Raw genomic sequence first — 13,513 nt, forward strand, 5'->3', positions numbered from 1 at the left:
AGCCGAAACAGAATTTTTTCTTAAATTTCTTTGTTGGCGAGCAAGAACCGATAATTTTGGTTCGACCAAACTCATAAAAAACATGGCACAAGCACAAAAAGTTTCGGCGGCGTTCATCGCAGCTTCGTGGATCGCACTTTCGGCGGGAATCATTGGCTACATCGTAGGATTGGCGCGCGCCGATATGGAATTGAACGAAAAAGGCTATTATTTTACCGTTTTGATGTTCGGCGTTTTTTCGGTAATCTCTTTGCAGAAAGCTGTCCGCGACAGACTCGAAGGCATTCCCGTAACCGACATTTACTACGGAATCTGTTGGACAGGAACGATCATGGCGATCACGCTTTTGATCATCGGACTTTGGAACGCGACAATTTTACCAAGCGAGAAAGGATTTTATGCGTTTGCGTTTCTTTTGTCGATTTTTGGGGCGATCGCCGTCCAGAAAAATACGCGTGACAATCTCGTTGTAGACAAGGAGTAGAGAAAGTAGCAGTTGCAGTTGCAGAAAACACAAGCCACAATTCGGGAACTTCCGGATTGTGGTTTTTTATTTTACGGACAAATCGGTGAATGCGAAATTGTTTCCGGAAAAAAGTCCCAAGTCGCTCAATTTCAAGTCTGGAATCACCAGTAAAGCCATAAACGAAAGTGTCATGAACGGCGCTTTGAGTGGACTTCCCAAGCCTTTCGCCATCGCGTCGATTTCCTGGTACAAGCGTCCGGTTTCGACGCAATCCTTGTCGCTGATGATTCCCGCAACTGGAAGTGGAAGCGTTTTTTCGAGATTTCCGTCGACGGCACAAATTCCGCCAAGGTTAGAAACGATCCGGTTTACGGCTTTGCAGATTTCCTCGTCAGAAATTCCGACGGCGATGATATTATGTGAATCGTGAGCCACCGAACCGGCGATCGCGCCTCGTTTCAGTCCAAAGTTTTTGATGAAAGCCACGGCTGGTTTCGCCTCTTTGTACCGATTTACGACTACCATTTTGAGAATGTTGTTTTCTACGTCGGCAACCAATTTCCCATTTTGTATTTTTGGTGTCAGATGCAATTCGTTCGTGATCAGTTGTCCGTCCAAAGCCTCGATCACTCGAATTTTGTCCGATGTCGCGTCGATTGCGAAATCGGATGGATTTTTGGGTCTGATGTTGAACGCGTTCGGTTTCTCGAATTCGACCGACTCGATGAACGATTTTCCGTTTTCGGCTACGAGTTGTCCGTCGATGAACGTTTGTAAAACCTTGAAATCGACCAAATCTTCCACCGTTATAAAATCTGCGGAAGCGCCAATTTCCAAACTTCCGACATTCATATTATAGTGTGAAATCGGATTCAGGCAAGCGACTTGCAATACCTTGAAAACGTCGATTCCTTTGGCCACGGCTCTCGCGCAAAGTTGGTTGATGTGGCCGAGCAGCAAATCGTCAGGATGCTTGTCGTCTGAACAGAACATCATATTCTCGAAATTCTCGTCCAACAGATCGATCAACGCCTCAAAATTCTTTGCCGCACTGCCTTCGCGGATGATGACTTTCATGCCCAAAGCCAACTTTTCGGACGCTTCCTCATATGTAAAACACTCGTGATCGGTCGTGATTCCTGCCGAAACGTACTTTTTGAGTTGTTCGCCTCTCAAACCAGGTGCGTGTCCGTCGATAGGCTTCCCAAAGTGTTTTGCCCATTCGAGCTTTTTGTGCACTTCCTCATCGTCGAAAATCACGCCCGGATAATTCATCATTTCGGCCAGGTAGTAAATGTCTGGCAAGGCCAAAAGTTCGCGGATTCCTTGTGAATCAATCGTCGCTCCGGCGGTTTCAAAATTCGTTGCAGGCACGCAGGAAGGCGCTCCAAAATGGAACTTGAACGGCGTTTTCTTGCCGTTTTCTATCATGAATTTCACGCCGTCGGAACCCAAAACATTGGCAATTTCGTGCGGGTCTGAAATCGTGGCGACGGTTCCGTGGGTCACAGCGATTTTTGCGAATTCAGAAGGTACCAACATCGAGCTTTCAATATGGATGTGGGCGTCGATGAAACTTGGTAATATGTACGTTTTTATCTCGTGTTCCAATTCGGAAATCGACGTGATTTTCCCGTTTTCTACTAGGATTTCTCCCGAGAAAATCCTTCGGTTCCTGATGTCGACGATTTGGCCATGTATTCGCATTTTGGTTCTTTTTGGAGTTGGCAAGTTGGGTAATTTTGTGGAATCGGAACGGGATCGTGCGCCAAAATTTTTGAGTTTTGTTTTTTTCTGTGCCGACGTTTTAGTTGAAAATGTTAAAGTTTGGCGTTTTATTATAGACCTGTCACCTCTAAAGACGTGACAGGTCTTTATATAAAAAAAGGAAACGCGGTTACAGATTTTCTGTACTGAAAACGAAAAATTTTTTTCTACGCGTAACCCTGTCGCTGTTTAAAACCCTGACAGGGTTAAAATAACAATTTTGGAATACCGTGATTACAGATTTTCTGTATTGAAAAACGAAAATTTTTTTCTACGCGTAACCCTGTCACTGTTTAAAACCCTGACAGGGTTAAAATAACAATTTTGGAATACCGTGATTATAGATTTTCTGTACTGAAAACCGAGATTTTTTTTCTACGCGTAACCCTGTCACCGTTTAAAACCCTGACAGGGTTAAAATAACAATTTTGGAATACCGTCATTACAGATTTTCTGTATTGAAAACCGAGATTTTTTTTCTACGCGTAACCCTGTCACTGTTTAAAACCCTGACAGGGTTAAAATAACAATTTCGGAACACCGTCATTACAGATTTTCTGTAGTTTTTGTCAAACACAAAATTTTGTCCAAAAGCGCATTTTCCAAACCGAAATATTCTTACTTTTACCACATCGACACCATTCAAATTCAAGTATATGCGCTGGACTTTCCCTTCTTCGGTCAATCCCGAAATCATTTCAGAATTAGCAACTTCGCTCAACGTCGAGCCGCTTGTCGCCCAACTTTTGGCGCAGCGTGACGTGACGACTTTTGAGCAAGCGCGACAGTTTTTTCGTCCGACTTTAGACGATTTGCACGATCCGTATCTCATGAAAGATATGGACAAAGCCGTCAAGCGGATTGAGCGGGCATTCGAGAACAAAGAAAACATTCTTGTTTTTGGAGATTATGACGTTGACGGTACGACTTCGGTTTCGTTGATGGCGACCTATCTGAGAAGCCGATACGAAAATGTCTGCACCTATATTCCCGACCGATACAAAGAAGGTTACGGCGTTTCTTTCGACGGAATAAACTATGCCGACGACAACGGCTGCAAACTCATAATCGCGCTCGATTGTGGCGTAAAGTCGATCGAGCACGTAGCTTACGCCAAGGAGAAGGGCATCGATTTCATCATTTGCGACCATCACAGACCTGGCGATTCTTTGCCCGAAGCCATTGCGGTTCTTGATCCGAAGCGCGCCGATTGTGATTATCCGTACGATGAACTTTGCGGATGTGGTGTCGGGTTCAAGCTGGTTCAAGCTTTGGGACAAAACATCGGACAAACGATTCACGACCTGAAACCGTATCTCGACTTGGTTGCCACGGCAATCGCGGCGGATATCGTCCCAATGACGGGCGAAAATCGCATTTTGGCCAAGTTCGGACTTGAGGTCATAAACGATAATCCACGTCAGGGAATCAAAGCGCTTATCGCCAACGCCAAAAAATCGAAATTGGATATTACCGATGTAGTGTTTTTGCTCGCGCCCAGAATCAACGCCGCCGGACGAATCCGCCACGGGCATCACGCCGTCGATCTGCTTACGGAGAACGACAGTGTGTTGGCTGCGAAATATGCATCGGAAATCGAAAAATACAATGCAGACCGCAAAACTTTGGACAAACAGATTACCCAGGAAGCGCTGTCGCAGATCGAAGCGAATCTGGAAGCCGAGCGCTCGTCGACAGTGGTTTTTCAGCAAGATTGGCACAAAGGCGTAATAGGGATTGTGGCTTCGCGGCTTATCGAGACTTATTATCGACCAACTCTGGTCTTTACGAAATCGGGTGAGAAATTGGCGGCTTCGGCGCGTTCTGTCGCCGGATTCGACGTTTACAACGCACTTGAAGCTTGCGCCGAACATCTCGAGCAATTCGGAGGTCATATGTATGCGGCGGGTTTGACGTTAAAGGAGGAAAATTATGGGTGCTTCAAGCAGGCTTTCGAGAAAGTGGTGTCCGAAACGTTGCATCCGGATTTGAAAACGCCGGAGATTTCGGTGGACGCGGAAATCGACTTTTCCCAAATTACGCCCAAGTTCTTTCGGATCATGAAACAATTCGAACCATTCGGACCTCAAAATATGACGCCGGTTTTCCTCACGAAGAATTTGTCAGATAGCGGTTTCGCCAGGCAAATAGGAGAGAACGGCAAACATCTCAAGCTTTCCGTCAAGCAAAAGCAGTCCGCGGCGATTTCTGCCGTAGGATTCGGTTTAGGCAACAAAATGGATTTGGTTCGCAACAAAAAGCGATTCGATGCGGTTTATTGCGTGGACGAAAACGAGTGGAATGGCGAAGTTTCGATGCAGTTGCGAGTGAAAGACGTTAAAGCGATCGAATCGTGAAGAAAATTGTGGTTCTCATGATTTTGTTTGGTTTTTCCGTCTACGGACAGGATTGCAAAAGCGTTTACAATGGAAGTGGTTCAATGTCCGACTCAACTTGCGAAATCGGGCGGAGTAAAGCCGAGAAAGATGTAAGTAACGGCAGATGGAAATATTACGAAAGCTTCGAAATATCGCAAAACGAGCCAATTTTTGAGGAAATTAAGGCAGTTTTGGCCAAGAAAAAAATTGTGGCGATTCGCCAAAGTTTGATATGTGGTGAAACGGTTCATCCAGAAGACCTGAGCGCCTACTGTTATGAACAAGCGATGAACAAGGCAATGGAGCTAAAGTTCGGACGAGAGTTCATGAAGGTCGTCCGAATCGATGCGACGAAACAATTTTTGGGAAAAAATCCAAAGTTTATTTTTGGGTTTGGTAGCTGCGACACTGTTGCCCGTTACCCGAATTGCGCAAATTATTCCGAGCACTTTACAAACTACAAGCGCGATTTCCTCGAAAAAGTGCCTTGTCCGAAAGATTTTACTTTCGAGAAAGTGAATGAACGATTTTCGTATCTGAATGCGTCGTTCGTTTTACATGCTGACGGTAGGATTTCCGGAGTGAAAGTTTCGGCAAGTTTTGTCAACCCGGACGACGATAAGTTTGCGGAATACTATTTATCGCAATTGGAGGCGTTTATCGAAAATACAAAATGGGTCCCGGCAACGGTTTATGGGCAGAAAGTCGATAGCGAAGTACCACTTGTTATCCATTTCCCTCGATTTTAGCAAATATTATTTAGAACGAATTTAAATAATATTTATATTTGTGTCAACCTCGAAAATTGATGCCATGAGACAGATCGCTCCGCTTTACTTCAACGACCACGGAACCGCTTTTTACTGGAAAAAAGGCGATGAAATCCTGTCGGAAAAGGTTCAGATCGTGTTCAAGGAAACCGGATTCCATCTCGACGAATCCGAACTCGAGACCTTTGCGAATCTAATCGACGAAAGTTGCCGAAAAAACACGTGCGACGGCTGCGGAATGCGTCATGAGTGCATGCGATTTTTACTCAAGACGCCCGTTTCTCAAATCGATCTGGCGGTTTCAAAATCAGAACTCGACGGCATAAAAGATTTAGTACAAGGCACGTTGTTCCGAATGCGATTGCTAAAATTCACTTCAGGAATCGGTCGCAACTGATTCATCCTTTTATCCAAACTTATATCTTCCTCGCCGGAAATTCCGGTAGGTAATGTCTTTATTTGCGCAAACGTCCGGTTGGCTTGCCTGTTCTAGGTTTTATCCGAAATCGATTGCGGTATTTTTACTTCAGAGAAGAAAACAACCTACCAGTTTAGATACCTCGGAAGACTTTTTTTGCAATCACGTTCAAAATGCGGCTTTGTTTCCTTATTATATTTGTATAATCCACACTAATTCCGAAACAAAATTCAACTTTCAGAAATTTCAGATTTCGCAACGCCTGCTTTAAAGATGAATTCTCGCCAAAAAACGTCCGTCGGTTTCAAGTCCAAAATGCGGTTTCTCGTGGGATTGTTCGCGTTTTTGAATTTCTGCACAAGTTTTGGGCAAGACACGTCGATACGTTATCTCGACATCCACGACGGCATGTCGAACAATTCGGTGAATACGATCTTCCAAGGGCGAGACGGCTATATGTGGTTCGGAACTTACGACGGACTCAATCGCTACGACGGTTACGATTTCAAGGCTTACCGCAATATCATCGGCGACAGTACTTCGCTCCAAGCCAATTTTGTGCATTCGTTATGCGAAGATTCTCACGACAGACTTTGGATCGGCGGCTCTAACGGCGGCTGTGTATTGGATAAGATTACCGAAACTTTCCAGTCGCTTTACTACGATTCAGGTCACGGAAAACGCGAGATTTTGCGAGACATCGTGCTTTCGATCAAAGCTTTGCCAAACGGGAAAATGCTCGTAGGAACCAAGCGTTCAGGATTGATCGTTTACGACGAAAATTCGTTTATGGGAAAGCGAATCCCAATGGAGGACGGTCTCAAGGACAACTTCAACTACAGCGTCACGGGAATCGATTTTTCAGAAGAAAAACAATCGCTTTGGGTGATGGTGAACAGGGTCGGCTTGTGCAGATTTTCTTTGCGAACCCTGAAATTATCGATCGTTCCGAATAGTTTCAAGGAAGCGAACTGCATCCTCGCGTTGGGAAAACGAATCGCATTCGGCACCGATGAGGGTTTTTTTATTTACGATTCCAAAGCGGAGAAAATTACCGAAAATCTCCTACCGACGCGGGTTTTCGTCACCAACTTGATATCTGACACCAATAAAATCTGGATCGCGACCGACGGAAAAGGTGTTTTTACCTTATCGGAAAACCAGAAAATGGCGGGTGCGTTGGCCAAAATCGACAACCAGAACGTGCTCAAAAGCGATGCGGTTTGGGGATTGTGCAAAGACAAATTGGGCGGAATCTGGATTGGCACTTTGAGAGGCGGCGCGACTGAACTCATTGCGACCAAAACGCATTTCAAAAAAGTAAAAGCTGTCAAGACGCAAGATCCGAACGAGAATTTTATCCTGTCTTTTTGCGAGGACAAAAACGGCAATATTTGGGTCGGAACAGACGGCGCCGGACTCAAATTCCTGAACAGGAAAACCGGCCAATATGAAACCGTGGCGAGAACTTCGGGCACTGCGCAAGTGCTTTCGAGCAATTTCATCACGGGATTGCTGCGGGACGTGAACGACGACATCTGGCTCGCAACCTGGTCCGGCGGACTTAATCGGCTGAGTGCCAAAACCGGAAAGATCGAATGGTTCAAGTGCATCAATCCGTTTACGAAACGAGAGGAAAAGAACATTTGGTGCCTTTTCAAGGACAACGACCAGAACATTTGGGCGAGTGCGACCAACGAAGGCACTTTGTATAAATTCAACCGCAAAGCCCAGAAATTTGAGGTTTTTGACAGACGACTTTCAGATTTATTGTGTCTGACGCAAACCAAGGACGGCAAAATCTGGTCGGGCGATTACAACAGTCTGTATTGTGTCGACGTGAAAAATCGCAGTTTCAAATCGTATAAGATCGGGTATCCGATCCGCAGCATTCTCGAAGACAAAAACGGCAGGCTTTGGGTTGGGACTTCCGAAGGCGGTTTGCTGAATTTTGACCCAAAAAACGGCCATTACCAAAGATTCACCACGACGCAAGGCTTGTCGGGAAACACGGTTTTGCGCTTGCTCGAAGACAAGAACGGCCGCATTTGGATGAGCACTTACAATGGTTTGAGCCGACTCGATGCCAAAGACGGAAGCTTCCGCAATTTTTCGGTTTCCGACGGATTGCAAAGCAACCAATTCAGTTTCAATGCCGCGCTGTCGTTGTCTTCGGGCGAATTTCTTTTTGGCGGGATCGATGGTTTCAACGTTTTCGATCCGACGAAAATCAGCGATTTCAGACGCCCGATCGATGTGAAACTCACCGGAATTCTGGTCAACAACAAACCGCTGTCAAAACATCCGGATCTTATCGGGCAAACCGAAAAAGGCGAGGTCAAATCGATCGAGCTTCCGTTCGACCAAACCACGATTTCGCTTGATTTTGCCGGACTTGACTTTCGTTTTGCGGACAAAATCGGATATGCCTACAAACTCGAAGGCTGGGAAAACCACTGGAATTTTGACGTCAGGAACAGAAATGCGAGCTACACGAGATTGTCTGCCGGAACATATGTTTTCAAAGTGCGAACCACAGATTTGTACGGAAAATGGAAAACGCCGGTTGCGCTGCTTACGATCGAGGTTTTGCCGCCTTGGTATTTGTCCTGGTACGCTTATTTGCTGTATTTCACGATCGTCGCCTCGGCCGTTTATGCCTATTTGCGCTACAATCGCTATAAGGAACGTATGAAATTCGAGTTGCGTTTGGTGCAGATGGAAAGCCAAAAGGAAAAAGAAATGGCCGAGCGCCAACTTTCGATGTTCACTTATATTTCACACGAATTCAGAACACCTGTTTCGCTGATTATCAACCCTTTGCGCAAATTGCTGCGAAAGGACGAATCTGAAAACGCATCAAATCCTGATCTTTTGGTCGCGCATAGAAATGCCCGAAGGTTGCTGAGTTTGGTCGACCAATTGTTGTTGTTCAGAAAGGCCGGAAGTGAAGTCGACGACCTCAAAATCTCGCAACTCGATTTGCGCCAGATCGTTCAGGACGTGTTCGAGAGTTTTACGTATCAGGCTCAGGAACAGAAGATTTCGTATCAGTTGGATTCCAATTTGCCCGATGTGGAAATTTTCGGAGACCTGGAAAAAATCGAGATCGCGTTGTTCAATCTCGTCGCAAACGCATTCAAATACACGCCAGAAGGCGGACAAATCACACTCAAGCTCGAAGAATCTGAAAACGAGGCGATTTTTCGCGTGATCGATACGGGCGTCGGAATCGCGCAGGAAGAAATCAGTACGATTTTCGAGAAATTCCGGCAGGCGAATCCAAAGGTTTCGTTTGGGAAAGGCTTCGGAATCGGGCTTTTCGTGGTCAAGAATTTCATCGACAAACACCACGGCAGAATTGACTGCGAAAGCATTCCGGGCAAAGGCACGACTTTTTCGGTCGTACTCAAAAAAGGGAAATCGCATTTGAACGGAAAAGAAATCTCAAACCAGGTTTCAAACCGATCGCAGATTTTCGACGAGTTGAGAGCCGACAAAATCGAGAATCCGAAGCTTTCCGCAAGACAACAAGCGCTTGAAGATTCGATTCCGACGGTGATTACCGACAAAAAATCAGTGTTGATCGTGGACGACGACGACGAGATCAGAAATTATCTCCTGACGCTTTTTGGCCAGCATTACGTGGTTTTTGGAGCGGCGAACGGCCAACAAGGTTTCGAATCGGCCAAGAAAAACGTACCTGATGTCGTGGTCACAGATTTGAACATGGACGAAATAGACGGACTCGAATTGTGTAGAAAACTCAAGTCTGACAGCGATTTGGGACACATTCCGGTGGTTTTGCTAACGGCTTCATCGGCTTCGGAAACCGAACTCGAAGGCATAACGGGCGGTGCCGACGATTATATTACCAAACCGTTTGACAGCGATATTTTGCTGGCGCGCATCGAAACTTTGCTCAAAAGCCGCAGCCAGCTTCGCAACTATTACCTCGACAGCATTACGCTGAAAGAGAATTCGGCCAAAGTTCCCACAGAATACAAGGAGTTTCTCGAGAATTGCATTGCAGTGATCGAAGGCAATCTCGACGACAAGGATTTTACGATCAAATCGTTCTCGAAAGCCATGGGAATGAGCCATTCGAGTTTGTATACGAAGATCAAGGCGATTTCGGGTCAGACTTTGAACGCGTTCATCAGGTCGATACGGCTTCGCAAAGCCGCACTTTTGCTTTTGACAGAAGATGTGAATATTTTGCAGGCGAGCACTCAGGTTGGTTTCGAGGACCAGAAATATTTCAGACAACAATTCGTGAAATTGTTCGGGATGACGCCATCGGCTTACGTGAAAAAATACCGCGTCGGATTCAACCGCGAAATGAGCGTCGTGAACAAATGATGCGATAGGAATTCTGAAAATACCGAATCTGAAAAAATCCGTTCCCAAAATTTCAGATTTGTGATTTTACCCCTTCTTTTTTATGATTTGTCCCCCTTTTGGATCGGTTTGCCCCCGTTTACTTTGCATCCGATCGACATCACTATAACGTTTTAGTGGCTGTTTTTTTTCCAGATGGTTTCCTTGAAGCAATTTTCATCGGACACATCCAAACGAAAAACTAAATCGATTTCGAGATTGACCAAAAGCTAACCAATGAACTTTTGTCGCTTTTCAGATGCAAAACCACCATCGTGAGAATTGGCGAAAAAGTTCGAAACTAAAACCAATCAAATTTTTATGACAAACAAGTACCATCTTGATTTCAAGCTGAAATGGTTTTGCATCGCCTTCCATTTGTTGCTTGTCTCGGCTCCGGTTTCGGCTGCCGAAAAAGTGTCGGTAGATGCCGTGGTCGTGCAAGGGCCGATTACGGGAAAAATCGTCGACAACACCGGCCTTCCGCTTCCGGGCGTTTCCGTTTTGGTCAAAGGCACCAACATAGGAACCGTAACCGATATCGACGGAAATTACTCCATCACGCCAAATTCGGCGAACGCCACGCTCGTATTTTCGTTTGTCGGATTCAAGACACAGGAAGTTTTGGTAGGCGGAAAGTCGGCAATCGACATTTCGATGTCTGAAGACAGCACGACTTTGAACGAGGTCGTCGTCGTGGGTTACGGAACGCAAAAGCGCTCTGACATCACGGGTTCGGTCGCGTCCATTCCTACAGAAAGACTCAAGAATCTTCCGGCGACAAACATTTCTCAAGCCATTCAGGGAAGCACTGCCGGCGTCACGGTAATCCAAGGTTCGAACGTTCCCGGAAGTACGGGTTCGATCAAGATTCGCGGAAACAACTCGCTTACCGCTTCGGGCAACCCGTTTTTGGTCGTTGACGGCATTCCGTTTGAAGGCGGAAGTTTGAACGACATTCCCGCGGCCGACATCAAGAACATCGAGATTCTCAAAGATGCGTCGGCGGTGGCGATTTACGGGACGCGCGGTTCGAACGGCGTCATTTTGATCACCACAAAGCGCGGCGCGACTGGAAAACCATCGGTTTCCTACAACACTTACTATGCCGTGGAAGAAATCGCGCACATGTTGACGCCAATGAGTCCGGACGCGTTTCTGCAGAAATATGCCGACTACAAAATAGCGAGAAACATCAACGACACGAATCCGTTGCTCAACCAAAGTGAAATCGACAACTACAACGCCGGAAGAACGACCGATTGGATGGACGTCGTAACCAAAGCGGGAAGTTTGCAGGAACACAATTTGAGTGTTTCGGGCGGAAACGAGAATGCCAAGTACATGGTTTCGGGCAACTGGCTCGAGCAAGATGGCGTCGTGCAAGGTTACCAATATCGCCGCTCAAACTTCCGTGCGAACTTCGATTTCAAGATCAACAATGCCATCAAACTTGGCGGATCGGCATTTTATGCGCACAACAATTACGACGGCGGACGCGCGAATTTGCTTCTGGCATCGGCCATGAGTCCGTTTAGCGTGCCGTATAACGACAACGGTTCGCTCATCATCAACCCGATGTCACCCGAATTGCTTTACGAAAATCCGCTTTTGGGATTGAAAACGGCGCGTGAGGAAAGACGTCGCAACCTTAACGGAAGCGCTTTCGCGGAAATTACGCCGTCTTTCGCCAAAGGTCTGAAGTATCGCCTCAACGCTTCCTACAGTTTCCAACCGGGACGCGTGGCGACTTACAAAGGACGCGAAGCCAATGACAACAATGGAACAGCTTACATCTACGACAGCGAACGCCGCTATTGGATCGTGGAAAACCTGTTGTTCTACGACCGCACTTTCGGGAAACACCACATCGACCTTACGGCTTTGTACAGTTCTCAGGAAAATCGATGGAACGACAATTCCACGACAGGAGTCGGTTTCGTGAACGACGAATTGACTTTCAACAACATCGGGTCGGCGGCGACGATCACCGCGGCTTCGTATCAGGACAAGCGCACTTTGCTTTCGCAGATGGGACGCGCCAATTATGCATACGACGATCGTTATTTGGGATCGGTTACGGTAAGACGCGACGGATCGTCGGTTTTTGGCGTCAACACCAGCAAATATGCGACTTTCACTTCGGGAGCGATCGGATGGAACGCGAGTAACGAGAAATTCCTCAAAGACATAAAACAGATCGATCTTTTGAAATTGCGTTTGTCTTACGGACAATCGGGTAACGAAGCGGTCGGTGTTTACGGAACGTTGTCTTTGGCGGGAACGACACAATATCCGTTTTCGGGAGCGGCACAAACCGGAACTTTTATCACCGACGGTCTGGCAAACCCGAATCTGAAATGGGAAACCACGACAACTTCCAACGCCGCGGTCGACTTCGGATTCTTCGGAAACAGACTTTCGGGAACTGTCGAATACTACAAAAGCGAAACCGACGATTTGTTGATGAGAAGATCGATTCCGACGGTTACAGGTTCGACATTCATCCTGGACAACATCGGAAGCGTCGAAAACAAAGGCATCGAGATTTCCCTGAACACGGTGAACATCAAGACCGAGAACTTCAAATGGGAAACGAGCGTCAACTATTCCAAAGTCAAGAACAAGATTACCAAACTCAACGGAAGCGGCGAGGATGATATCGTGAACAGATGGTTTATAGGAAAACCGATAGGAGCGATTTACGATTATCAGATGGAAGGCATCTGGCAAACCGGAGAAGATCCGTCAGGGCAAGATCCTGGCGCGGTTCCAGGCGATATCAAATTCCGCGATCTCAACGGAGACGGCGTGATCGATGCGGCAAACGACCGAAAATACCTGGGAACGTCGCTTCCGAAATGGACCGGCGGAATCACCAACCGTTTCACCTACAAGAATTTCAACCTGAGCGTATTCGTATACACGAGCCAGGGATCGCTTAAAGGCAATCCGGATCTGAACTACGGAGACGAAGTCGGAAGAAGGAATATTCCTGCCGAAGTCGGCTATTGGACGCCTGACAACCAAAGCAATTCAAGACCGTCTTTGGGTTATTTCAATACACGCGGTTACGGTTATCCGAAAGACGCGAGTTTCGTGCGCCTTCAGGATGTGCGTTTGAGCTATGCTTTCGACAAAGACCTGATCGGGAAAGCCGGAATCGAGAACCTTACGATTTATGTGTCGGGAAGAAACCTTTACACCTGGACGAATTGGGTAGGATGGGATCCGGAAAACAACTTCTCGTACAGAGGTTCGGGCGACTGGACGAACAATTATCCGCAAGTGCGCTCGATCTCCCTCGGACTCAATCTGAATCTGTAAAAATTGC

7 protein-coding genes are annotated in these 13,513 nt (G+C 46.6%); 6 read left to right on the forward strand and 1 reads right to left on the reverse strand.

All coding sequences use genetic code 11. The features are described 5' to 3' along the window. Positions 1-82: 82 nt before the first annotated feature. A complete protein-coding gene (yiaA, locus tag EOO49_RS00190) occupies positions 83-484 on the forward strand; it encodes an inner membrane protein YiaA (RefSeq protein WP_290841857.1) in 402 nt (133 codons plus the stop codon). A 66-nt stretch (positions 485-550) separates the two neighbouring features. Here the strand turns inward: yiaA and ade are convergent, their stop codons facing one another. Then, the gene (gene ade, locus EOO49_RS00195) at positions 551-2,173 is read right to left on the reverse strand and encodes an adenine deaminase (protein ID WP_290841858.1); all 1,623 of its coding nucleotides are present in this window, start codon (positions 2,171-2,173) and stop codon (positions 551-553) included. Between the two features lie 716 nt (positions 2,174-2,889). Between ade and recJ the strand changes: the two genes are divergently transcribed. From recJ to EOO49_RS00220, 5 genes are all read left to right on the forward strand, one after another. Then, positions 2,890-4,590 (forward strand): single-stranded-DNA-specific exonuclease RecJ, encoded by a 1,701-nt coding sequence (gene recJ / locus EOO49_RS00200; RefSeq protein WP_290841859.1) that lies wholly within the window; start codon positions 2,890-2,892, stop codon positions 4,588-4,590. Positions 4,591-4,802: 212 nt separating this feature from the next. Further along, complete coding sequence (locus EOO49_RS00205) at positions 4,803-5,360, forward strand: hypothetical protein (RefSeq protein WP_290841860.1); 558 nt, start codon at positions 4,803-4,805, stop codon at positions 5,358-5,360. A 64-nt stretch (positions 5,361-5,424) separates the two neighbouring features. Continuing rightward, complete coding sequence (locus tag EOO49_RS00210) at positions 5,425-5,778, forward strand: hypothetical protein (protein ID WP_290841861.1); 354 nt, start codon at positions 5,425-5,427, stop codon at positions 5,776-5,778. 294 nt (positions 5,779-6,072) lie between these two features. Then, positions 6,073-10,161 (forward strand): two-component regulator propeller domain-containing protein, encoded by a 4,089-nt coding sequence (locus EOO49_RS00215; protein ID WP_290841862.1) that lies wholly within the window; start codon positions 6,073-6,075, stop codon positions 10,159-10,161. Between the two features lie 339 nt (positions 10,162-10,500). After that, entirely contained in the window at positions 10,501-13,506 is a 3,006-nt protein-coding gene (locus EOO49_RS00220; RefSeq protein WP_290841863.1) for a TonB-dependent receptor, read from the forward strand. The last annotated feature ends 7 nt before the right edge of the window (positions 13,507-13,513 follow it).

Origin of the sequence: Flavobacterium sp. (assembly GCF_004295795.1) — a bacterium.
Lineage (GTDB): Bacteria > Bacteroidota > Bacteroidia > Flavobacteriales > Flavobacteriaceae > Flavobacterium.

Coding starts and splice junctions, on each gene's coding strand:
- yiaA (WP_290841857.1), top strand. CDS start 83: ATGGCACAAGCACAAAAAGTTTCGGCGGCGTTCATCGCAGCTTCGTGG.
- ade (WP_290841858.1), bottom strand. CDS start 2,173: ATGCGAATACATGGCCAAATCGTCGACATCAGGAACCGAAGGATTTTC.
- recJ (WP_290841859.1), top strand. CDS start 2,890: ATGCGCTGGACTTTCCCTTCTTCGGTCAATCCCGAAATCATTTCAGAA.
- EOO49_RS00210 (WP_290841861.1), top strand. CDS start 5,425: ATGAGACAGATCGCTCCGCTTTACTTCAACGACCACGGAACCGCTTTT.
- EOO49_RS00215 (WP_290841862.1), top strand. CDS start 6,073: ATGAATTCTCGCCAAAAAACGTCCGTCGGTTTCAAGTCCAAAATGCGG.
- EOO49_RS00220 (WP_290841863.1), top strand. CDS start 10,501: ATGACAAACAAGTACCATCTTGATTTCAAGCTGAAATGGTTTTGCATC.